Consider the following 22,589-nt stretch of genomic DNA (forward strand, 5'->3'; position numbering starts at 1 on the left):
ATTGAATAGAAAACAGGAATGCCTTTCAGATTGGGTCATAAAACCTCAATCTGTTTTTACAGAAGTAAAAATCCGTCCCTCTTGAGAGGAAAAGTGGCATTCTGAAATTTAGGAAATGAAAATGGGAGGTGCCCTCAGTGGACAATCGGTAATAAGTGTTTCGGAAATATAATCCGGATTAGGAGGATCAAAGACTTTATTTAATTCTATTTCATTTTGATTCAAATGAAATAAAACCGCTAGGAAAACTAAATCCTTTACTTCTAATGTGATTTTCTCATGAGAAGAAATTTGAAAATCATCAGTTGAGGCATCCAAATGTTCGCAATCCATTGGAGGTAAAAGATGCTCCCCATCTTGCTGAGCGACTATTTTGTGCAATTCGCAAATGGAAAGTCCATCGTGTTTTTCATGGTCGTGACCAGAAGGATGAGTCGTACACATCAATTGCCATGGAATTAAGGAAATCCCTATAATGAGCAATAATGATATGGCGGATTGCTTTTTCATTAATACAAACTTAAAGAGTAGAAATACCGAAAGCAACTTTAAGTATGGTAAATCCTAAAAACCAATCTTCAACTACAAATGCTAATTTGTAAATCATGATTATTTTTTGAATATGTAAGATATAAGACAATTCAACATATATCCAACGCTAAACATTTGAAAAGATATTAAATACTATGACATTTAATGTCTAAACATATTTTTATAATATTATGAAAAAAGAGAAAATAATTTATTGGAGTGCTACAGGCTTATTGAGTGCCTTTATGTTGTTTACTTCTATTGTATTTTATATCGTTAATTACGATATGATGGTTCAGAATTTTGATGCGCTTGGCTTTCCTGAGTATTTGATTTATCCTATGGCGATTGCTAAAATATTAGGAGTATTGGCTATCGTTTTCAAGCCTTCAAAAATATTAAAGGATTTGGCTTATGCTGGATTTTTAATTGATTTTGTTTTGGCTACAGGAGCTCACCTAAATGCAGGCGATGGTCAATTTTTCATGCCTTTGTTTGCATTGTTATTATTGGCTGTCTCTTTTATTTATGACCGAAAGATTTATAAAAAATAATTTAATAACCGCCCAAGTATTAGTTTGGGCGGTTGTTTTTCCTATTTTTAAATGCTGGTATTACTTCATTAGTAAAAATTCATCTTACAGTATTTAAGTTTAACAGCTCTTCTAATTAAAGTAATCTAAGAATTTGAATTCAAATTGTAAATATTTGGATTGTTAATCAAAAAAAACTTTTATCATTTGGAATACAAAAAAGCTTCTCTACTTTTGCATCTTCAAAAATTGATATGGGAAATTTTATTTACTTACGATTTGGCATTACTCCGCCTTAAATAAGTTGGTCATCCAGACTAGCTAGCAGCTATTCCTATATACTTTAAACACTTTTATTTTCCATCATAGTATTCAATAAAATTAAACCGAAATTTTCGGTCATAATCCTTTTTATATCTAATAATTCTTATGAAACAATATTTTAAGTTATTTGACTTCAAACAAGAAGTTAATTACAAAACTGAAGTCCTTTCAGGTCTTACAGTAGCTTTGGCTTTAGTACCGGAAGCAGTGGCTTTTGCCTTAATAGCTGGTTTATCTCCTTTGACGGGCTTATATGCAGCCTTTATGATGGGTTTGGTCACTTCTATTTTGGGTGGCAGACCTGGTATGATTTCAGGAGCCACTGGTGCAATTGCTGTTGTAATTGTTGTTTTGGCCAAAATGCATGGGGTAGAATATGTATTTGCAGCTGTGATCTTGGCAGGAACCATTCAGTTTTTAGCGGGGCTATTAAAATTAGGTAAGCTTATGCGTCTCGTACCACACCCTGTAATATTTGGCTTCGTTAATGGATTGGCTATTATTATATTCACTTCTCAGCTAACACAATTTAAAGATGCTAGTGGTAATTGGCTGACTGGTATGCCCTTGTATATCATACTAGGACTAGTGCTTTTAACCATTTTTATTATTTGGGGATTGCCGAAAATTACTAAAGCTATACCTGCTTCACTTGCCGCTATATTAGTGGTTTTCGGAATTGTTTATTTCTTTAATATAGATACCAGAACGGTGGGAGATATAGCCTCTATAAAAGGTGGTTTTCCTCCCTTTCATATTCCTAATATTCCTTTTACCTGGGATACTTTTATGTTGATTTTACCCTACTCAGCGATTGTTGCAGGTGTTGGGTTAATTGAAAGTCTATTAACTTTAAATATTGTAGATGAAATTACAGAGACCAGAGGAAGGGGTAACAAAGAAGCTGCAGCGCAAGGGATTGCCAATATTGCTTCTGGATTCTTTTCAGGAATGGGGGGATGTGCTATGTTGGGGCAAAGTTTGATTAACGTGTCTTCGGGAGCCAGAGCTCGTTTATCGGGTATCGTAGCCTCTGTCAGTTTGCTTATTTTTATCATGTTTGGTTCGAGCCTAATTGAACAGGTGCCGATGGCTGCACTAACGGGCTTAATGATTATGGTAGCTGTAGGAACATTTGAGTGGGCTAGTGTAAAAACGATTAATAAAATGCCAAAGTCGGATATATTGGTGATGGTTTTGGTGACACTGGTTACGGTTATTTTACACAATCTTGCGCTGGCTGTTCTGGTTGGGGTTATTATTTCTGCATTAGTTTTTGCCTGGGATAATGCTAAAAGAATTAGGGCTAGAAAATCAGTAGATGCCGAAGGTATAAAACATTATGAAATATATGGACCGCTCTTTTTTGGGTCTGTGGGTGCTTTTAATGATAAATTTGATGTGTTAAATGATCCTGAAGAAGTCATCATTGACTTTTATGAAAGCAGGGTGGTGGATATGTCTGCCATAGAAGCTTTGAATAAAATTACGGAACGTTATAAAAAAGCTGGCAAAAAGGTTCATCTTAAACATTTGAGTCCTGACTGCAGAAGGCTATTGGCTGATGCAGATAAAATTATTGATGTTAATGTTTTGGAAGATCCCACTTATAAAGTTGTGGTGGATCAGTAAAAAAGCAAAGGTTTTTGATCTTCTGAGTAATTATATCACTTTTAGCTTAACTAAAGCTCTTGAAAATTGATTTATTGGAATAGTTATTTGTTTGTGATTGTAAATTCAGATTAGTGTTTTAGTTTTTGTAATGTGCAGTTAGATGTAATCTATTTAGATTATTGGTTTAAGGGAAAGGAAGCTTTTAAAGCTTCCTTTTTTATTTACTTTTCTTTTGATTTATGGGGTGTTGATTCTGAAAAATATTTTTTTTATCTGATTAGGAAGAGAAAATAATTATTGAAATTTGGCAAGTGCCCATTCTCGATTGAATATAGATTCAATTACTTCTTCCTTGCCCTCCTCGAATAGCCAAAAGAAATCTAAGCCTGAGCGTTCTTCAATTTTGTCTATTTTAACGAGAGCGTCTTCAATTGATTTGTCTGCATATTGTTGTTCGAAAATGAAGCTGGCTGTGCTAATTAAATTCCTACTTCTTTTACGGCTATTTTTGATAATAGTATTATGTGCACCTCCATCTATTTCTATTGCCGAAGTACAGCCTATAGCCCTTAATTTGGATAAAGTAACTTTTTTTTGAAAAGCTCTAATCTACTGAAATAACTATAGGTAAGGAAGTATATTATCAGTTCTAGAATCCCTAATGCAAACATTGAGATAAGCCTAAAACTGCCTTCGGTGCCTATTTATATATTTTTTCATAATTTCACTACAGAAGGATTTACAAATTATCCTTACACAGACATCTATCGTACTAGTAATTTTAACTTAACTGAGAAAATGGACATTCTTCAATATTTTGATCAGATAAACCCCTTAAGTGAAAAAGCTAAGTTGGCGCTTAAAGACATAACAAAAGAAGTGAGCTATAAAAAGAATGAGATCATCCAGCAAGCTGGTAATAGCTGTAAGACCATTTATTTTGTGAAAGAAGGCATTACTCGCATATTTTATTATAAAGACGGGAATGATATTACAGAGCATTTTGCTTTTCCTAGTGATGTGATCGTAAGGGCAGAAAGTCTATTTACAGGCAAGCCAACCCAAAAAAGTATTGAAGCTTTAGAGGCCACAGAAATTATAGCCATTGATTCCGCAAAGTTGTTTTCACTCTATGACCAACATCACGATTTGGAAAGGCTATTTCGTTTGATTTTTGAAAAGGAGTACGTCAATACTATTAAAAGATTGGAAAGTCTGCAATTCAAAAATGCTACTGAGCGCTATTCCGAATTGTTAGATAAAACTGATTTTGTGCAAAAAATCCCACTTAAATATTTAGCTTTTTATTTAGGTATTACTCAGGTGAGTTTAAGTAGAATTAGGGCAACTATTTAAAAATAAGACCACCCCTAAGGGGCTGGGATTTCTGCTTTTAAACAACAGTTACCTTATGGACGTCCATACTGGATTTAATATAATCTTTAAAAGTATTGTAGTGAATAATAGTAATACTATTAAAAATCGAGCATAATAATACAGCTAAGGCTGAAAAAAAATTTGTTTACTAATGATACTATGATGTTAAAAAAAGCAGGTGATTATAATGAATTCACTATTTAACATTTGTTAATTGATTGCAAGTGCAAAATTACGTCTTTTGCATAAGTAAAAGATCTAATCATGGAAATTAACATAAAACAAAATAAGTATTATAAAATCTATCTAATTTTATTCATTTTGAGCTTAAATTTTCTCTCTAAAAATTCAAAGGCTCAGAATCACAGTGGGGAATTCTGGCTGGCTTATATAAATAGTATTTCGATTAATGAAAATTGGAAGATATGGAATGATTATCATTATGTGTATCATGGTTTTTCAATTGTCCGTCCAGGTATAACCTATCAAACCGCAAAAGGCACAAAGTTTACAGCAGGTTATGCTTTTGTTTCTGCCAGCACACCACTTACAAATCAATTAAAACGAAAAGAGAACAGGTATTGGGCTCAAATGATAAAGAGCTTTCAATTTAATCCTAAATTACGCTATATAATTCGCTTAAGATATGATGCCAGATTTCGAAATTCACTTACAGAATCAGGAGAATTGCTTAAAGGAGAAAGCACATATAATAATAGGTATAGAATAATGCAAGATTTTAGATTTACTATAAATGAAACCTCAGCATCCAGCTACTGGCATCTCGACCTTGTAAATGAAACACTATACAATACTGGCAAATCCATTTCAAATGGTTTAGACCAGATTCGTTCCTACCTTTTATTGGGTTATACAAAACCTGAGATAACAATACTAACAGGGTACCATCAACGACTGGTACCTAGTAATACTGTAAATTACACTATGAATCATTGATTAACCCTTTGGGTCATTCATTCATTAACATTTAAAAAATAAAATTTGAATCATTATTTAACATTTGTTAAATGATATTTTTAATTAGCTAGCGACCTTTGTTACTCTATAAATGAAATAAATATGGATAATATAAAATTAGGACTTAAAGAAAACTGGAAGCAGTTTACCTTGTTGGTTATCGTCAACGGTTTTGTTGGCGGTATGGTGGGGATGGAAAGAAGTATATTCCCACAATTTGCTGAAGTGGAATTTGGAGTAGCTTCTAAAACCGCCATTTTAGCTTTTATTACTGCTTTCGGAATCAGTAAGGCAATAGCTAATTATTACACAGGTAAATTAGCCAATAAATTTGGCAGAAGAAACCTCCTCCTCTTTGGATGGTTAATTGCTATACCTGTGCCTTTCATGCTGATTTATGCCCCAAGTTGGACATTCGTCATAATCGCTAATATTTTATTAGGACTCAGTCAGGGACTGACCTGGAGTAGCACGGTAGTCATGAAAATTGATCTTGTGGGCGAAAAAGACCGTGGTTTTGCCATGGGATTAAATGAATTTGCCGGATATTTTGCTGTAGGTATAGTGGCTTTCATCACAGGTTATGTGGCCAATAGTTATGGTATCACACCCTATCCTTTTTACATCGGAATTTTCCTTTCGATTGTTGGTTTCATATTGACTTTTCTTTGGGTGAAGGATACAAGAGGTCATGTAAACAAAGAAAGTGGCACTGACACAACGGTCCATTTGAAAAATATCTTTTGGGAGACCACTTTCAAAAACAAAACCTTAAGTTCTGTCACGCAGGCAGGTTTAATCAATAACCTGAATGATGGGATGATTTGGGGGCTTTTACCGATAGTGCTTTTTTCATTAAATTATGATAATGAAAACATTGGGATCATCACTGCTATTTATCCTACCGTTTGGGGAATTGGCCAGTTATTTACGGGTAAAATGTCCGATCATTATTCCAAAAAAGGAATGTTATTCTGGGGAATGTTTTTGCAAGGTATTGCCATACTATTTATTCCTTACAGCAGCAGTTTTGCCGTTTTAGCGGGATTATCTGCCATTTTAGGTTTGGGAACTGCCTTAGTTTACCCTACTTTTTTATCCACCATTGCACAGGCAACCAGTCCGCAGCAAAGAGCTGAAAGTGTGGGAACCTTCCGGCTATGGAGAGATCTAGGGTATGCATTTGGTGCCATCATTTCGGGGATCACGGCTGATTTATTTGGAGTTGAATATGCGATTTTAACAATTGCAGGGCTTACTATTATGTCTTCTCTAATTATCAAATTCCGTATGCCGGCTAATATCAAGCAAACAAAAGATTGTCTCGAGCCAGAAGAATTGAAAGAAGCATTAAATAAGAAAGAAGCTATTCAAATTATAGATGTGAGGAATCAGGATGAATATGAAACTGTCCATATTCCTGAAGCAATCAATATCCCTTTAGATGAGCTGAGTGAAAAAATATCAGCGCTGGATAAAAGCATTTATTATGTAACTGTTTGCGGAAAAGGCGGTGGGCGCTCAGCTGAAGGAGCTAAAAAATTAAAAGAAGCTGGTTTGAGTGCTATTTGGTTATGTGGTGGCACGAATCAGTGGCTGAATTAAGATAAAAAAAGTGTCTGGCGATTCTTAACCGCCAGACACTTTTTGATTAACAACATTTTTTATTTTATTTAACTGGAGGGCAATCCACTGTTCCGTAAATACAGTATACACAGCAATCGCCCGCTTGCGGCTTCAAAACAGCTTTACAATTTTCACACTCATAAAAGAATTGACAAGCGTTCGTTGGCATTTCTCCTGCTTTTTCGTACCCACAATAATGGAATTTTATCGTTGATTATAAAAGTACTTCCATTTTAAAAAATCATTAATTACGCAAATTCTTAAATATAATTCCAAGGAATAAGACACTGCACTTGCTATTTCGAATGCCATAGGAATACAAAAATCCATTAAGGATTAAGCCACCTTTTATAAACCATTTTCCCTTCTTATTTTTATCACTTCCTCTATAACCTCCAGGGTTTCAATGCTACCAAAGTGTTCTCCTTTTTCAAAATCACCCTCTTTTTGAGCCATAGTATTGGTTAAATGAGCAAAGCAAATTACATCTTTTTGCTTCGCCTCAGCAAAGGCATAAAGAGCGGAAGCTTCCATTTCAACACAGGTCACCTTCTGAGATTTCACATTTGTAATTGCTGCAGCTGTTTCGCGATAAGGAGCATCTGTTGTCCAACTTTTAGCCTTAAACCATAACTTATTTTTTTTCAGTGTTAAGGATTTCAACAACTCCTCAGAAATTTTAGAAGGTATTTCCTTGGGCAAATAATGATAGCTTGTCCCTTCATCTCGGAGACTTTCGGTAATCAAGGCAAACCTCAAGTTACTATCAGGTTCTGTAATTATGCCAGCTGAGGTGATGCTAATTAGGAGTTTACATCCTGATACAAAAAGTTGCTCGCTCACTAGAACCGCATAGGAAGCACCCACAACATAAGGGATTATTCCAACTTTTACTCCTTTCAAATTGAAACTATATAATTGAGAATGGTAACAAGCCCAACATTTGCTTACTTCTGCCCTACCCTGTTTCAAAAGATAATTAACCACATCACCATCAGGATCAAGGACACAAATATCAGGAATATCGCATTGAGCAATTTCATTTTGTCTTCTCGATTCGCGCAAAAGGTTTTCTGGTTTAAATACTGATGATGCCTGATAGTCTTTAGATGCGAACAGAGAAGGGGTTACTGCCTGCTTTTGAGCCTTTATTACCACAAATCCTCCTGACCCATATCCGCATTGTGGCTGCTCCACCTCTGAAGGCTCAGCCTCCATTAGCGTTTGGCAAATCTCAAAATTATTGAATCCAGATTTTGTGAGCATTTTCAGAGTTTCCTCCACAGTGTGAAATCGGGCTTGTCGGTAAATACTATCTTCTGATTTTTCACTAAGGTATTTCTTGACTATATGTCCTTCTCGGTCAAGCAAACCAATTATTAAATTTCCTCCAGGTTTCAGAACCCTTAAAGCTTCCCTATATGCTTTCTCTACATCATCTAAAAAACAATCAACGGTAACCATGAGAAGAAAATCAAACTCTCCACTGTCGTAAGAAAGCTCCTCAGCTGAACCTGATTTCACACGAATACCTCTTTCTTTAGCTAACTTAGCCATATTTTCTGAAGGCTCAATTCCATCCCAAATTCCGAGTGCTGCTGCAAAACGACCTGTTCCCACACCAATTTCTGCACCTTTTTCCTTTCTAGTGATAAATTTTTGTAATGCTACCAGTTCGCTTTGGAAAGTATTACTATGAAGATCGAACCATTTATCATATTCTAAAGCTATTTTATCAAATGTCATATTGCTCTTAATTGTATTTTAATAGGTCTTAAGTTAATTAATCGTTTTTCTTGGAAAGAGGGTAAACCAACTGTTTAAAAAGATTGATGGCCTCTCTTTTATTGAATAAGGATTAGAAAGTAAGAATAAACATTTATTCCATTTCACCACCCCACATACTCTGGTACTTCAATATCATTCATGCGTAAATAAATAACGGATTGCCCCAAATGATGAATTGCATGGCTTCGAATCAGAAATAATATATTCTTTTTAGACATTTCCGTACCCTTAAACATCACTTTTTCAGAAAGTTCTGAAGGTGCTATGTTTTTGATTAAATTTGCCATATAGCTAAATGCAGCACCTGAAATTTGTAAAACTTGTTTTTTACTGAGCTCCTCAATCTCATCTTTTGAATAAAAACTTTTATACTCACCAGTAATTTGATGGCAGAGAAAACTGATATTTCCTACTATATGTAGTTGCTGCTCTTTAAAACTCATGCCATCTGGATAGAGCTTATAATCATACAGCTGCGCTGGCATGGATTCCGCAATAGTTCGGGAATAGGCAGTAGTTCGTTCCCAAACATCGGGATATTCTTCTTGAAAATAATTTTGTGCTTTTCCTTCCATTAGGGTGAATAAAAAGGAAAGAGTTAGTAGGACGCAAATTCTTTTCATTAGATATTTCATGACAAATCAATATTGCTATTAAAAGAATAATTAAAAATGAAGGTATAAAAAAGAGCCTCATTAAATCAATAATGAAGCCCTAAATTACAACCTAAAAATTCGTAAATAATATTAATTGATTTTATACAAACTCTTCAACCATATTTTTACTTTGCTTATGAATAGTCTCTGATGCATTCAATTTCCTCCACATTAAATCGCTATCATAGATATCAGAAATTTCACCAAAATCATTCATGGCCATCAAGAAAATCCATTGGTTATCAACAAGCTGTCTAACAGAATCATGCTTTTCCAAAATTTTGGTCACGGCTTCTTTTGGTGCATTTATTACCACATTTAATCTTAATGGTTCATGTTGATAGTTCACCCCATCGTGAATGGATTGCATTGGTAATCCACTACGCAAATCTCCAGCATATCCTTCCAATACGCCAATTCCAGAAGTCACATTATGAAGTGTTTTATTGCCTGATCCAAAATGCTTATTATCCACTGTGGAAGCATAATATTGGAGGTTAATCCAGCTAGTCACTATCATTGGTGCAGTCATAATAGCTTCCAATACATTAAATCCCTTGTCATCTTTCCAATTGTAGGAATGTAAAAATGCACGGCCTTCCAAGTTCAATCCTCTTGTGATATGTCTTGGTGCCACCACAAAGGAAGAACATCCTGCCAAACCCCATTCCGGCCTCACTTGTGACCAGTCATTACTTCTTGATTTTATAAAAGCATCCACATTATTTTCACCCGCCATACTCATTCTTAGCACCCTTTCTGCTCTAGCGGCTTTCCCTGCTTCCTGAATGCTCTGCTTAATATATTCCAAATCCTGTTGATGAGAATCAGGAACCCATTTTGTATTGAAAAGCGAAACCTCATCTAAAGTGGTATCATGCAAGCAAGCTAGAAAATAAGTGGTATCAGGAATGTAAATTTTTTCTTCTGCCAACTGTCTTCTAACTTCATTATCATTTAGAATAATTGCCGCAACTTTTGCATTGGCTTCACCTGACTGACCCGCACATGCACCACAATCCAATCCTGAAGCATGAGGATTATTAACGGAACTTGAACCATGGCCTACGATCATCACAACCCTAGCAAAATTATCCGTTAAGGACATAGCTTGTAAAGCGCCTTTTGCCATATTTACCCTATCAGCCAAAGGAATTCCTATTTTCATATCATCACTTTCTTCCTTATCGAGATGCACTGAAAGGTTTTCAATATCCATTTTACTCAATCCGTTTTTATGCGGATGGGGAACGGGTCTGGTCCAACCAAATGAATCAGTAAATAATTTTGGCAATAATGAAAGTCCCAGAGGACTCACAAATCCAAAACTGCTGATAGCACTTGATTTGAAGGATTTCCAAGCAAACTTAAATGCTCTATTAAGCTTTCTTCTGATGACTACTTTATCATTTTGCTTTTTATCCTCTACTTTTTCTATCACGGTATAGCCAGAAGGAATCAATGCTGGGCATTGGTCAAAGCCTTCATCATGTCCTAGTTTTCTGAAGTTTATGGGGAAACCGAAAAATCCTGCAAAACCTAAGGTATCAATTTCAGGAGCCACCGACTCCAAATTCCTGCGGTAAACTTCAGATCTCACATCAATACAGAAAACTGCTTGGACTTTTGGCCTTTTAATATCCTGATTTGCATCAGTTTTACGTTTAAATTTTTGGATTAAACTTCTTTGAGCAGTTAAGTCGTAGGCTTCCTGCAAGATAATTAAATCTAACATTGCTTGATTTGAGGATTGCGAATCCCCAAATTCTTTCATTTCGGTTTTTGCCTTTTTCCACTCACTGTCCAAAATTGGGTTTTTCAAGGAATTATAAATTCCATATTCCCAACAGATTAGCACACTCAAAAACTCGATTAATTTTGCCCCTTCTCTGCTATATCTTTTATCATCCCAATCAAAATGGGCAAGATAAGAGGACCAACCGCCTAATCTTAATAAAAGGCTGTGCAAATAAACAGGGAGTGCATGCTCCTGAATCCCTAATCCATCCAAAGCTATTTTAATAGCTTCAATATGATTATTCGGTAAAGTTTTCATTAACTTATGAAATCTTTGCAATCCCATTAATGAAGGTGACCTATTGGTTTCCGCTTCAATTTTCCAAGCAGCAAACAAGCCTAACTTGTTTTTGCTTTCCTTCCATTGGGTTTGTGTTGAATCAAAATAAGATGCCGCCCAAGAAGAAATACTATCTACCATAAAATCAGGCCAATTGGCTGTAGTCACTTTTTGAGCTACCTCAGCCACAGTTTTTACCTTAGGATTATGAAGGTTTTTAAAATCCTTATCTCTCAATTCTTTTATAAAAGATTGTACATTTTTTTGAATACCTCTTTTATAAAGCACTGTTTTAAGATCCTCAAGCTGTAATTTGTTTTCCTTGATTGCATCCAAATAATAATCTGCTGTCATGGTAGTTTGAATACCCGCCAAAGCTGATAAACTTCTTGCAGTTGATTCGAAAGAATGACCACTTAACCCTAAATACGGATTTACGGCTACAAAACTTTCCAATGGCCATAATGGAGCAATTTTTTGGGATGCAGTACCCAGTGCATTTGTAATTGTATCGTAATCTAAATTGAAATCTGATTCCTTGATATTATTTAGCATTTGATATTTTTTAATTACACAAAGTCTTATTTAAATGTGGAAGACTACTACTTTTATTTTATTCTATTATTTAAAACTTTAAAGGCGGAGTAACTTTCTTGAGGTCGGTGTGCCACCGACCACGGAAAGCTGGTCCCATGGTTGGTGGCACACCAATCATTAACTAAAAACTTGAATGAGTTCTTTTCTACAATAAGGAAAAAACTTAAATCAACCATTAATTAACTTCTCTTTATTTTGAGCATCTTTTATATAAAGCGCACCTACCAATCTATCATAGATTACATTGGCATAAAGCCCATTTCTAAAATGAATAGACCATTTTCTCCAAAAAGCTTTTCCTTTCAAGAATGGTGAAAACATTTGGATAAGCACTAAGCCTACAAAAATTGCCAGCCAAAAGAAGAGCAATATTGTCACAACAGTAGAAGGTTGACTAATGGCCGGAATTTGTGATTTCAAAACACTAGCCATAAGGGTTTCCAAACTGAAAAATGCCACAGCGACCAAAGCGGATGTCAAGACTACTTTTGGGATTAACTGTTTGGCGTTTTGAGTACTCAAAACGGTGCCTATTAACATCGATAGTCCCATCACAATGATACAACTGATGACCAATAATGATAATTCTTCAATCGGATTAACTCCCCATAAGAAAGCCAAGCTACCAAAAATAACAAAAGCTAGAATGATACTTGCGAGAAGCACCAATAGATTTGGTTTTCTTTCTGGCAAGATGATTTTAGAAGCTTTTTTAACATCTATCATACTACCGGAAGAAAGAAATGCATGGGCTTTATAGAAGGAATGCGCCACAAGATGAAGCATGGCAGCTGCATAAACTCCAAATCCACATAATAACAGACTGAATCCCATGTGCGATATACTTGAATAACCCAAGGCTGTTTTTACAGAAGATTGGGTCATATAAGCAATAGATCCAAAGACAGCCGTGAATCCACCAAAAATTATTAAAACGATTGGAGCATAAGTCATCTCGGTCATCAAAAATGACATTCGGGCAATCAGAAATGGCCCTGCATTTAATAAACCTGCATGCAACATAGCAGAAACTGGTGTGGGGGTTTCCATCACTTCAACTAACCATGCATGAGTGGGAAATAAAGCGGATTTTAAAATAGCCGCACAAGCTATTAAGACCATCGCTATTTCAACCGTAGATGGTAAACTTGATGAGAGCGTTTTCAAACCCACTATTATTTCCTGCAAATTGCCAGTCCCAAAATGATTGTAGATAAGCGTTATGGCCACTAATAAAAATAAATCGCCAAGGCGAGCCGAGATGAATTTTTTCCGTGCCGCCAATTTTGACCTGCGCCTTTCTGAATAAAAAACCAACATTCTTTGTAAAGATATACTGGTCAGAATCCATGCTACCCAAATCAATCCTAAATTTCCTGCCAGCACCAATAATTGTACAGAGGCAATAGTGGCAGCCAACCTACCAATAAAAACTCCTTGTCTATTATCACCATCCATATAATTAAAACTAAATCTCATCACTATGAAGCTGATGAGATTAATCATGGTGAAAATTAGAACGCTTAAGGCATCTAATCGGATGGATAAACCTAAGCCATTATAGGCTATACTTTTACTTTCCCAAATACCGAACTGATATACAATCACACAAGAAAAAAGCGCAATCAACATGCTTAGATAGATGCTAATTTTGCTGATTAATATCAATTTCTTAGGCCTTAACCCAGGTATAAACCATGATAAAATGGCTATTAATATAAATAACAGTGGCGATATTAAAACTGAGTTGATAATAAATTCTAAATTCATTTTAGACAGTTTTTAGATTAATTCAATCGTAATATTTGAATTGATTTTCACTGTTTTGCCCTCCTCTTTGGCCATATCAATAATTTCGAGCATTGATTTCCTGCTTTCTTTTAACTCCTCTATTCGTTTCAATGAGTTTTCATCACGCTTTCCATATCTTTCGAGAGAACTGAAATCCCTTAAATTATGAAAGTTGATTTTTTGGCTAATTAAATTTGAAACAATTTCTTTTGCTTCCACTGCAGAGTATTCCCCTCTCACTAAGTCTTCTGTTTGCTTGTTCACTAATACTTTTTCCATAATTTTTAAAATTGTTTAATGATTTTTGAAATTATTTATACAAATTTGGCAAACATTATTCATATATTTTTATTTATATGTTTTATATCAATCATAAAAAATTATTATGAACTATACTATACACCAATTGCAGATATTTCTCAAAGTGGTCCAGAAGGAAAGTATCACCAAAGCATCAGAGGAACTTTTTATGACTCAACCTGCTGTTTCTATCCAGCTAAAAAACTTTCAAGATCAGTTTGATATATCTCTCTATGAGATTATTGGCAAGAAGTTGCATATCACAGATTTCGGAAAAGAAATTGCCATTATAGCGGAAAGGGTTATTGAAGAATTGAATAATATCAACTACAAAACCGAAGCCTATAGGGGTATGCTAACAGGAAAACTGAAAATCTCCTCTGCATCAACCGGCAAATATGTAATACCATTTTTTCTTGAAGAATTTTTATCGAATAACGCTGGTATTGACTTGGTTTTGGATGTAACCAATAAAACTAAGGTAGTCCAAAGCTTAAAAAACAATGAAATAGATTTTGCCCTTGTAAGCGTAGTTCCTGATTTATTAGATGTTGAAGAAGAACTTCTCATTGACAATAAATTATACTTAATCAGCAGTGAACCACAGCCAGATGAAAATATGCCATTAATCTATAGAGAAGAAGGCTCTGCCACAAGAAGTGCCATGGAGCATTATTATGGTACTCATAATTCTAAGGTAAGAAAAAGACTAGAGCTCACTTCCAATGAGGCTGTGAAACAAGCTGTGATTGCGGGATTAGGAAATTCTATTATGCCACTAATTGGAATCAAAAACGAATTATTGGAAAAGCAATTATATATTTTACCTGCTGAGGATTTACCTGTAACCACTAAATGGAGATTAATATGGCTAAAAGGAAAAAGAATGTCTCCTGTAGCTAAAGCCTATCTAGACTTTATCAGACTTAAGAAACAAGAGATTCTAGAGGAGAAATTTCAATGGTATCAGGAATATAAATAATGAAATCAATTAGGTTAACGAATATCAAAAAACTCCCAAATCACTTCATTGGCATTCAGGGATGTGGTGTTTTCCCCTACCAAAAATGCAGGCAAAGTGGATCCTGCACCGGGCCAATGATGTCCATGCTCAATCAAAGCCAACATTCGTAATTGATTATTGGTGAAACAATCAAATTGATAAGTCCTTATATCATCTTCAGTTTCTGTTGTAAATTGATCTTCGCAATTGAATAAATCAGTCCAGTTTAACATCATCTCCTCTACATCCGGCTTAGTGCCAGCGTAAGAGTTGCCTAAAAATATATCTCCTCCTTCAAAAGGATTGAGTGGATCTTCTGTACCTGTGATATAGAGTAATCTGGGCGGAGTTGAGACTGGAACAAAATCCGGCATCCAATCAGTACCTGCTACAGGAGCAACTGCCTCAAACAGTTCAGGATTTTCCCTAGCCATTCGGAAAGTCATACTGGCACCATTTGAAAAACCGATTGCAAAAATATCCTCAGATAAATTTGGGATGGTATCCTCTAATTTGGCGATCATTTTATTGATAAAACCAACATCATCCACATTTCTTTCTACGGCTCCTATATTGCTTCTTTCAGAACCATCATTCCAAGTTTGTGGATTATTGGCAAAACTAGCCGGACTTTCCATATCTGCTCTGCTACCATCAGGAAAAACAGCTATAAAATTCTTTTCATCTGCAAATAACAACCAATTATTGCTTTCTACTACTTCTTCTGCTTGTCCCCCTCCACCGTGAAATATTGTAAGGAGCGAATAGTTTTTTTCTTCATCAAAATTTTGGGGAATATAAAGTATATATTCTCTATCCAATCCATCATGGGATAAAGATAAACGGTAAGTACCTGACCCCCATTTAGTCGTTTCTGATTCTTGATTTAACTGACATGAAAAAAGGATTAGGATAGAAACTAGATAAATCAAAAGGCTATTTTTCATCTTTATAAGAGCATTAAAAATGTTATTTAGTTATTCCCCCATAAACTCATCTGCAGTCTGATTCCAGAATTCAGATTGATAAATATCCGAAAGAAATTCATTGGTTTCATCCAAATTAATAAAATCTTCGTCAAATTCATCCCCTTCCTCAATTCCGAACCACTCCATAAAATCATCCCTCTCAGGATGGTTTTTATCCTCCATAATTTCCAAAAAATGAAAATAACCTCCCACTCCCCCAATATCCTCAGGAGGACAAGCCTTTTCCCCTTTCACGCAAATCGGTTCGCCAATGAATAATTCTAAGTCTTTTTTAGTTGGCTTTTGAAAGCTTATTTTATGCCACCAATCATCTCCGAAATCATACCAATACCAGAAAGCTTTACCATTAGTAATATTTCGAAAATCCGTTAACCTCACCCTATCTGCTTTTTCTTCCTTTACACTATTAAAACCAAAATCATCCTCAGGCATTGGTAGTCCAGCTCGAATGGACTCATTCATTTTCTTATCTGAAAATTGAAACAAGTGCGCCATCATCCAGCCCATCGCCTGCTGACAAACCAAATGTAGCTGAAGCATATTAATGTCTGACGGCACTAAAACTATTCTATAAATATCCGTGTGCTCCAAATGGATTTTGAGCTTATATGGATCAGGATACATGGGGACTATTTTCATTGCGCAAACATTTTATTTAATAAAGTTAAAGAATATCTATTTGAATTCATCTTTGATTCGCCTACATTTGCAAAAGAATTATGGTTTCTGTTGGAAAACAATCCTTCAGAATTAAAAGGGAATTCGGTGCTTGGTTTTAATTTTTTAAAACTAAAATTCCGAAACTGTCCCCGCAACTGTAAGTCCAATTTTTAATGGAAATGCAATACCCTTGCCACTGATCGCTAGCTAGCGGTTGGGAAGGCCGCATCTTCAAAGGACAAGTCAGGAGACCTGCCATGGCTCATTAATATTTTCGACTTTCGGGTGAAAGGTCAGGAATGTACGAAAGCTATAAGCTAACTTTTTTACATCTGATTTTGACCGTGGTCGCATTAAACTATAATTTATGCGATTAGGTATTTTATTTTTATTGCTCTGGTTCTCCAATGAACTATGGTCGCAAAAACAACAAGACAGTATTCCTGTATTGCATGAAATCTCTGTGCAAGGAAATTTTGAAAAACAATTTCTGCCGGGGAATAATATTATATTTCCCAAAGCCAAAACCATTGATTTCTACGGAGGCAATAATATCAACGAAGTTTTAAAGCAAAATAGCAGTATATATTTCAAAGAATACGGAAATGGTATGCTCACTACCATTGCCTTTCGTGGCACCAGTGCGAGTCAAACATCCGTGTTATGGAATAATTTCAATATCAACAGCTTCACTTTAGGTCAAAATGATTTTTCCTTAATTCCAGTTCATGCAATTTCAGAAATTTCCATTATTCCGGGAAGCGGAAGCAGTATGGGCGGAAATGGCGCTTTTGGAGGGGCAGTTTTATTAGAAAACCCATTGCAATTCACATCCGGTCATCAATTATCCTTAGGGCAACAAATTGGAAGCTACGGCCAATTTAACAGTAATCTTTCAGCCAAAGGAAGCAATGATCAATGGGCTTACAGCACGAAATTATATTGGGGCAAAGCCGAAAATGATTTTGAAATTTTACAAACAGGAGAAAAACAAGATAATGCCCGCTTTGAAAGATGGGGGATCAATCAAAACATAGGCTATAAAATCAGTAGTCAAGACCAATTGAAATTAGCCATTTGGTACCATGATAATTTCAGGGAAATACAACCCCCAATTGGTTCGCACCGGGATATAAATGAACAAACAGATCATAATTTAAGAACTCATCTAAATTATGAGAGAAATGGTGAGAAAAGTAAACTCAATATTGGAACGGGTTTTTTTATGGACGAAATGGACTACAGATTGGGGCAAGCCATTTCATATTATAAAGTGAACCGTTTGGAAAGCTTTGCTGATTTTAAATATCACTTTTCAAACCAACACCAAGTAAAATTATCGGCTCGACATAATCATATAGACGCTCAAAATCAAAGTTATGAAGCTGGTGGGGCTACAGAAGAACGCTATAGTTTTGGTGCATTGTTTAAAGGGCAAGTCTTGAAGAATTTAGATTATGCTTTTCATTTAAGACAGCAAGTTGTCCCAGGTGTGAATATTCCAATTTCACCTTATGCAGGTATCTCTACTCAAATATTGAAGTCAGAAAACCATCGACTAGATCTTAAATTAAACAGCTCATATAATTACAGATTACCTACCCTAAATGATAGATATTGGAACGAGGCAGGAAAACCTGACCTAAATTCTGAAACTTCTTGGAACAAAGAAGTTACCCTAACTTCTCAATATGGATGGAATGAACTCAAATCGAATTTCTCGATTACGGCTTATCATAATCAAGTAGATAACTGGATCCAATGGATTCCGGATGCCAATAATCAATGGAGACCCAGAAACATAAAAGAGGTTTTGGCAAGAGGGATTGAAACAAGTGCCTCTATAGTGTTTCCTATAGTTTCAGATTTGAAATTTGAGGTTGATGGACAATATAGCTTTACAAAATCAACAGTAATCGAAAGTGAGGGAAATCAAAATGAAATTGGCAAGCAATTGATTTATACACCTCTGCATAAAGCAAATGCATCTGCATCCATTATTTGGAGGGAGTTTTCAATGGATATATTCCAACAATGGACTGGAAAGGTTTTTACTACCAACAGCAATTCAGATGTATATGCATTGGATGCCTTTTTACTAAATGATTTAGGATTTAAATGGAACCATAAAACTTGGACAACCTCAGCTCAAGTGAAAAATTTATTCAATAAATCTTATCAATTGTATTCTGGTTATGCAATGCCTGGTAGAAATTATCAATTAACAATTCAATATAAAATAAACATTAAAAAATGATCAAGATTAATTTTTTCAAAAAATCGATTTATTTACTATTAGCCCTGTTATTGGCTTTTACTGCATGTAAAGAGGATGAAGTAATTCCTGAAGATGAACAGGATAATGAGGATTCAGATAGTTTAGTTTCAAAAACAGTAAACGTATTAATTTTTCATGAAGGTGGATTTCAGGCAAACAACGCCACCATAGGTTCTTATAATCCTGAAAACCAAGAATATGATCCTACTGTTTACAGAAATGAAAATGGTAATTTCATTGGTGATGTACAACAAAGTGTCCTTTCAAACAGTGGTTTTTACTATAGTGTATTGAATGGGAGCAATTCAGTGAAAGTTTTGGATTCAGCTACGCTTTCCCTTTCCACTACTATTGAAGGTGAAACAATAGATAAACCTAGAGCTATTGCCATTTCGGGTGACAAAGGATATTTAAGCAACTGGGGACCTTATAATGACGATTTTGGATTATCAGATAGTAGGATATTGACTATTGATTTAAATGATAATTCCGTAACAGGTTCAATTGACACAGAAGAAGGTTTAGAAGATGTTCAAATTGTAGGCAACACATTACTTGCCACAAGGCACTATTTTGGAAGTTATCAGCATTTAACATTCATTAATATTGATAATAATGAAATTATAAATGACATTGAATTACCAGCTGGCCCTGAGGAAATTTTAATGGATACCTCAGGAAATGCTTGGGTGGTTTGTAATAGTGGTGCCTTGGTAAAAATCGATGTTGAAAACGCATCAATTGCAGAAACCGTGCAGTTAGGCGCTGAAATTTATGGAGATGCCGATATTTTTGATAATGCCATTTATTTCCTTCAAAATAATGAAGTGAAAGCTTATGATTTATCTTCCAAATCCATAAATTCTGTAGCCACAATTAAAGAAATTCAAACCCCTTATGCTTTTGGCATAGATCCAGAGAACGGAGATATCTACATTGGAGATGGTGTTGATTTTAGTGATGGCGGAACAGTATTGATATATTCAGCTGAAGGAGAATTGATCAATGAATTTGTTTCAGGGATACTACCTACTCAATTTGTTTTTGAAACTGAACTTCAGGTTTTTGAGGAGGAGGAAGAAGATTAAAATAATTAATAAAAAGATGGTGTGGTATATATTCCACCCATCTTTTATTATTCCTAAAATATGAAATCAGACAAAAAAGAAAATGCAATCACCAAGGTAACCAAAGCCATTTTTCCGAATACGACTAATCATTATGATACCTTATTCGGAGGAACTGCATTGCAATGGATGGACGAGGTAGCTTTTATTACAGCCACACGCTATTCAAGACAGAAAATGGTAACGGTTAGCAGTGACAAAATAGATTTCAATAAAGCCATTCCTGCAGGAACAATAGTAGAATTAATTGGTCAGATTGAAAAAGTAGGCAATACCAGCTTAGAAGTACGAGTGGATGTGTTCACCGAAGAAATGTATTCCAATCACCGAGAAAAATCCATTTCGGGTAATTTTACCATGGTGGCCATAGATGAAAATAAAAAACCTATTTCAATTTTATGAACACTAAAAATATCAAAATAGAGGAAGGTGACTTTTATATGGAAAACGGATTTTTCGTTTTTACTGAAAAGTATCATCTCAAAAGAGGCTACTGCTGTGGAAACAGGTGCCGACATTGTCCTTATGATTTTAAAAATGTGAAGGCAAAAAAATAACAAAAACATTCAATTTATTTTTTACTTTCGTAGCTAGCTAACTGAACATAAGTGTGAAAAATAAGACTACGAACTGCCTTAATTGTGGTGAGCAATTAGATTCAAATGAAAATTACTGTCCTAATTGCGGACAAGAAAATTCAGACAAAAAACTGCCACTAGGAGCTTTTTTAAAAGATTTCTTTTCAAACTACCTCAGTTTTGATACCATATTATTCAAAACGCTCAATCCTTTTATATTTAGGCCTGGGAAGCTCACTAAAGCTTTCAATGAGGGTAAAAGAAGGAGATATATTAACCCAATCAGGCTATATTTGATATTTTCCTTATTTTATTTTTTTATGATAAGCCTGACTGTGCCTAAAGATTTTATTGATAATACATTGAAAGAATATATCAATAAAAAGCCAGTTTTAGATTCCGTAAATGTAAATGTATTGGACAGTGCAGGAGTTCAACAGTTGATAAACAAGGTCAAGAAAAATGATGGCTTAGAAAAAGAAGATACATTGAACAGATGGGCTACTTTAAAATATTGGGCTTCTGATGAATCATTAAGTGACGAAGAATTTGAAGCCAACCTCCAGAAAGTAGGAGGAAATATTAAACAAATACCTACAGCCTATAAAAGATCGTTTATATTGAATTCTTCCATGTTTACTTTTCAAGCTGTTAGGAATCTTCCCATCATGATGTTTTTCTTCCTCCCCATTTTTGCCTTTATACTTTACCTTCTATTTATGAAGAAAAGATATTACATAGAACATCTGATTCATGGGTTGCATTTGCATGCTTTTGCCTACTTTATATATGGTTTGGCTATACTCCTCTTGAGCTTATTTTCTCTTGCAGAAGAATGGATTATATTTTTGAGTTTTATTTGGGTAAGTATATATACTCTTTTTTCAATTAAAAGGCTTTACCAGAATAGTTGGGCAAAATCTATTATGAAGTTTTTCATATTGGGATTCTTCTACTTCAGCCTCTTAGTTTTCGGTTTCCTCTTTGAACTTTACATTTCCTTTATTACTATTTGATATGCCACAGAAAATTGCCTTAAGTTGGAGCGGAGGAAAAGATGCTTGTTTGGCGCTTCATTATCTAATGAACTCGAATACCTATGAAATAGCCCATTTACATACAGTAATAGGAGAAGAAACCGATAGAGTTGGGATGCACGGTATCAAAAAAGAACTGATTGAAGCACAGGCAATCTCATTGAATATCCCGCTTAAAATCAGCTATTTACCATCTGACAAAAGCAATAAATCTTATGATCAGGTGATGAGTGAATATGCTGATTATTGCAAATCAGAAGGTATAGAAACCATTGCCTTTGGTGATATTTTTTTAGAGGATTTGAGAAAATACAGGGAAGAAAAAATGACTGAAGCAGGCATGAAATGTATTTTCCCATTATGGAAAAAACCTACTACATCTGTTATCGAAGAATTTTTAAATTTGGGTTATCAGACTAAAATTTGCGCAGGAGATGCCTCCAAACTCAAAAAGGAAATGATAGGACAATCTATGGATCATCAACTTCTTAAGGAATTACCTTTGGATGTTGATCCTTGTGGTGAAAATGGAGAATTCCACACTTTTGTTTATGACGGACCCCTTTTCAATAATCCGATTGAAATAAAAATGAGTAGGGTTCACTCTCATTTTTATGAGTATCAAATTGAAGAAGAAGGGAAATTAAAAGATATTAAAAGTGAATTTTACTTTGCAGAAATTGAATAATATCTACCCGGTTGCACTTGTGTGAAACCAAGTAGAT

At 35.0% G+C, this 22,589-nt stretch carries 21 protein-coding genes and 1 riboswitch; of the genes, 12 read left to right on the forward strand and 9 right to left on the reverse strand.

Going from position 1 to position 22,589, the window contains the following annotated elements; translation table 11 throughout:
- Positions 1 to 108: 108 nt before the first annotated feature.
- Entirely contained in the window at positions 109 to 510 is a 402-nt protein-coding gene (locus tag ACFE0M_RS13580) for a hypothetical protein (protein ID WP_434546319.1), read from the reverse strand.
- A 212-nt stretch (positions 511 to 722) separates the two neighbouring features.
- On the opposite strand from ACFE0M_RS13580, the gene ACFE0M_RS13585 reads away from it, so the two are divergent.
- The 5 genes from ACFE0M_RS13585 to ACFE0M_RS13605 all read left to right on the forward strand — a co-directional run bounded on the left by ACFE0M_RS13585 (position 723) and on the right by ACFE0M_RS13605 (position 6,962).
- Positions 723 to 1,085, forward strand: coding sequence for a DoxX family protein (locus ACFE0M_RS13585; RefSeq protein WP_434546320.1), 363 nt, complete (start codon positions 723 to 725; stop codon positions 1,083 to 1,085).
- A gap of 408 nt (positions 1,086 to 1,493) precedes the next feature.
- A complete protein-coding gene (locus ACFE0M_RS13590) occupies positions 1,494 to 3,020 on the forward strand; it encodes a SulP family inorganic anion transporter (protein ID WP_434546321.1) in 1,527 nt (508 codons plus the stop codon).
- 678 nt (positions 3,021 to 3,698) lie between these two features.
- Positions 3,699 to 4,358, forward strand: coding sequence for a Crp/Fnr family transcriptional regulator (locus ACFE0M_RS13595; RefSeq protein ID WP_434546322.1), 660 nt, complete (start codon positions 3,699 to 3,701; stop codon positions 4,356 to 4,358).
- A gap of 285 nt (positions 4,359 to 4,643) precedes the next feature.
- Positions 4,644 to 5,336 (forward strand): DUF2490 domain-containing protein, encoded by a 693-nt coding sequence (locus tag ACFE0M_RS13600; protein ID WP_434546323.1) that lies wholly within the window; start codon positions 4,644 to 4,646, stop codon positions 5,334 to 5,336.
- A 123-nt stretch (positions 5,337 to 5,459) separates the two neighbouring features.
- Positions 5,460 to 6,962 carry an MFS transporter gene (locus tag ACFE0M_RS13605; RefSeq protein ID WP_434546324.1) on the forward strand — a complete coding sequence of 501 codons (1,503 nt, stop codon included), beginning with the start codon at positions 5,460 to 5,462 and terminating at the stop codon, positions 6,960 to 6,962.
- 64 nt (positions 6,963 to 7,026) lie between these two features.
- Here ACFE0M_RS13605 and ACFE0M_RS13610 read toward each other — a convergent pair whose 3' ends face one another.
- From ACFE0M_RS13610 to ACFE0M_RS13635, 6 genes are all read right to left on the reverse strand, one after another.
- Entirely contained in the window at positions 7,027 to 7,191 is a 165-nt protein-coding gene (locus tag ACFE0M_RS13610) for a GDCCVxC domain-containing (seleno)protein (protein WP_434546414.1), read from the reverse strand.
- 140 nt (positions 7,192 to 7,331) lie between these two features.
- Positions 7,332 to 8,729, reverse strand: a complete 1,398-nt coding sequence (locus ACFE0M_RS13615) for a methyltransferase domain-containing protein (protein WP_434546325.1) — start codon at positions 8,727 to 8,729, stop codon at positions 7,332 to 7,334.
- A 143-nt stretch (positions 8,730 to 8,872) separates the two neighbouring features.
- A complete protein-coding gene (locus ACFE0M_RS13620) occupies positions 8,873 to 9,346 on the reverse strand; it encodes a DinB family protein (RefSeq protein WP_434546326.1) in 474 nt (157 codons plus the stop codon).
- A gap of 181 nt (positions 9,347 to 9,527) precedes the next feature.
- Positions 9,528 to 12,059 (reverse strand): YbcC family protein, encoded by a 2,532-nt coding sequence (locus ACFE0M_RS13625; RefSeq protein WP_434546327.1) that lies wholly within the window; start codon positions 12,057 to 12,059, stop codon positions 9,528 to 9,530.
- A gap of 210 nt (positions 12,060 to 12,269) precedes the next feature.
- Positions 12,270 to 13,871, reverse strand: coding sequence for a proton-conducting transporter transmembrane domain-containing protein (locus ACFE0M_RS13630; protein ID WP_434546328.1), 1,602 nt, complete (start codon positions 13,869 to 13,871; stop codon positions 12,270 to 12,272).
- 12 nt (positions 13,872 to 13,883) lie between these two features.
- Positions 13,884 to 14,171 carry a hypothetical protein gene (locus tag ACFE0M_RS13635; protein ID WP_434546329.1) on the reverse strand — a complete coding sequence of 96 codons (288 nt, stop codon included), beginning with the start codon at positions 14,169 to 14,171 and terminating at the stop codon, positions 13,884 to 13,886.
- A 106-nt stretch (positions 14,172 to 14,277) separates the two neighbouring features.
- Here ACFE0M_RS13635 and ACFE0M_RS13640 point away from each other — a divergent pair, with 106 nt between their 5' ends.
- On the forward strand, positions 14,278 to 15,174 hold the full coding sequence (locus tag ACFE0M_RS13640; RefSeq protein WP_434546330.1) for a LysR substrate-binding domain-containing protein: 897 nt from the start codon (positions 14,278 to 14,280) through the stop codon (positions 15,172 to 15,174).
- A 14-nt stretch (positions 15,175 to 15,188) separates the two neighbouring features.
- Here ACFE0M_RS13640 and ACFE0M_RS13645 read toward each other — a convergent pair whose 3' ends face one another.
- Positions 15,189 to 16,142 carry an alpha/beta hydrolase family esterase gene (locus ACFE0M_RS13645; protein ID WP_434546331.1) on the reverse strand — a complete coding sequence of 318 codons (954 nt, stop codon included), beginning with the start codon at positions 16,140 to 16,142 and terminating at the stop codon, positions 15,189 to 15,191.
- 30 nt (positions 16,143 to 16,172) lie between these two features.
- Entirely contained in the window at positions 16,173 to 16,823 is a 651-nt protein-coding gene (locus ACFE0M_RS13650) for a plasmid pRiA4b ORF-3 family protein (protein WP_434546332.1), read from the reverse strand.
- Between the two features lie 64 nt (positions 16,824 to 16,887).
- A riboswitch (cobalamin riboswitch) is annotated at positions 16,888 to 17,118 on the forward strand.
- Positions 17,119 to 17,211: 93 nt separating this feature from the next.
- On the opposite strand from ACFE0M_RS13650, the gene ACFE0M_RS13655 reads away from it, so the two are divergent.
- Genes ACFE0M_RS13655 through ACFE0M_RS13680 form a run of 6 tightly spaced genes read left to right on the forward strand, consistent with a single transcriptional unit; the run spans position 17,212 to position 22,552 of the window.
- Positions 17,212 to 19,101, forward strand: a complete 1,890-nt coding sequence (locus ACFE0M_RS13655; RefSeq protein WP_434546333.1) for a TonB-dependent receptor — start codon at positions 17,212 to 17,214, stop codon at positions 19,099 to 19,101.
- Positions 19,098 to 20,210 (forward strand): DUF5074 domain-containing protein, encoded by a 1,113-nt coding sequence (locus tag ACFE0M_RS13660; RefSeq protein ID WP_434546334.1) that lies wholly within the window; start codon positions 19,098 to 19,100, stop codon positions 20,208 to 20,210. The genes ACFE0M_RS13655 and ACFE0M_RS13660 overlap by 4 nt, the downstream gene beginning before the upstream one ends.
- Positions 20,211 to 20,270: 60 nt before the next feature.
- The gene (locus tag ACFE0M_RS13665; RefSeq protein ID WP_434546335.1) at positions 20,271 to 20,651 is read left to right on the forward strand and encodes an acyl-CoA thioesterase; all 381 of its coding nucleotides are present in this window, start codon (positions 20,271 to 20,273) and stop codon (positions 20,649 to 20,651) included.
- Positions 20,648 to 20,806 (forward strand): DUF5522 domain-containing protein, encoded by a 159-nt coding sequence (locus ACFE0M_RS13670; RefSeq protein WP_434546336.1) that lies wholly within the window; start codon positions 20,648 to 20,650, stop codon positions 20,804 to 20,806. The genes ACFE0M_RS13665 and ACFE0M_RS13670 overlap by 4 nt, the downstream gene beginning before the upstream one ends.
- Before the next feature lie 53 nt (positions 20,807 to 20,859).
- Positions 20,860 to 21,843: a DUF3667 domain-containing protein gene (locus ACFE0M_RS13675; protein ID WP_434546337.1), complete on the forward strand. Its 984-nt coding sequence runs from the start codon at positions 20,860 to 20,862 to the stop codon at positions 21,841 to 21,843.
- Position 21,844: 1 nt separating this feature from the next.
- Entirely contained in the window at positions 21,845 to 22,552 is a 708-nt protein-coding gene (locus ACFE0M_RS13680) for a diphthine--ammonia ligase (RefSeq protein ID WP_434546338.1), read from the forward strand.
- Positions 22,553 to 22,589: the final 37 nt, after the last annotated feature.

Origin of the sequence: Marivirga sp., from assembly GCF_051117495.1 — a bacterium.
Lineage (GTDB): Bacteria > Bacteroidota > Bacteroidia > Cytophagales > Cyclobacteriaceae > Marivirga.

Bases quoted from the DNA above. Each gene is read 5' to 3' on its own strand.
- ACFE0M_RS13645 (WP_434546331.1), bottom strand. From the start codon at position 16,142: ATGAAAAATAGCCTTTTGATTTATCTAGTTTCTATCCTAATCCTTTTT.
- ACFE0M_RS13625 (WP_434546327.1), bottom strand. From the start codon at position 12,059: ATGCTAAATAATATCAAGGAATCAGATTTCAATTTAGATTACGATACA.
- ACFE0M_RS13630 (WP_434546328.1), bottom strand. From the start codon at position 13,871: ATGAATTTAGAATTTATTATCAACTCAGTTTTAATATCGCCACTGTTA.
- ACFE0M_RS13600 (WP_434546323.1), top strand. From the start codon at position 4,644: ATGGAAATTAACATAAAACAAAATAAGTATTATAAAATCTATCTAATT.
- ACFE0M_RS13670 (WP_434546336.1), top strand. From the start codon at position 20,648: ATGAACACTAAAAATATCAAAATAGAGGAAGGTGACTTTTATATGGAA.
- ACFE0M_RS13640 (WP_434546330.1), top strand. From the start codon at position 14,278: ATGAACTATACTATACACCAATTGCAGATATTTCTCAAAGTGGTCCAG.
- ACFE0M_RS13585 (WP_434546320.1), top strand. From the start codon at position 723: ATGAAAAAAGAGAAAATAATTTATTGGAGTGCTACAGGCTTATTGAGT.
- ACFE0M_RS13620 (WP_434546326.1), bottom strand. From the start codon at position 9,346: ATGGAAGGAAAAGCACAAAATTATTTTCAAGAAGAATATCCCGATGTT.
- ACFE0M_RS13660 (WP_434546334.1), top strand. From the start codon at position 19,098: ATGATCAAGATTAATTTTTTCAAAAAATCGATTTATTTACTATTAGCC.
- ACFE0M_RS13665 (WP_434546335.1), top strand. From the start codon at position 20,271: ATGAAATCAGACAAAAAAGAAAATGCAATCACCAAGGTAACCAAAGCC.
- ACFE0M_RS13635 (WP_434546329.1), bottom strand. From the start codon at position 14,171: ATGGAAAAAGTATTAGTGAACAAGCAAACAGAAGACTTAGTGAGAGGG.
- ACFE0M_RS13590 (WP_434546321.1), top strand. From the start codon at position 1,494: ATGAAACAATATTTTAAGTTATTTGACTTCAAACAAGAAGTTAATTAC.
- ACFE0M_RS13655 (WP_434546333.1), top strand. From the start codon at position 17,212: ATGCGATTAGGTATTTTATTTTTATTGCTCTGGTTCTCCAATGAACTA.
- ACFE0M_RS13650 (WP_434546332.1), bottom strand. From the start codon at position 16,823: ATGAAAATAGTCCCCATGTATCCTGATCCATATAAGCTCAAAATCCAT.
- ACFE0M_RS13680 (WP_434546338.1), top strand. From the start codon at position 21,845: ATGCCACAGAAAATTGCCTTAAGTTGGAGCGGAGGAAAAGATGCTTGT.
- ACFE0M_RS13615 (WP_434546325.1), bottom strand. From the start codon at position 8,729: ATGACATTTGATAAAATAGCTTTAGAATATGATAAATGGTTCGATCTT.
- ACFE0M_RS13605 (WP_434546324.1), top strand. From the start codon at position 5,460: ATGGATAATATAAAATTAGGACTTAAAGAAAACTGGAAGCAGTTTACC.
- ACFE0M_RS13580 (WP_434546319.1), bottom strand. From the start codon at position 510: ATGAAAAAGCAATCCGCCATATCATTATTGCTCATTATAGGGATTTCC.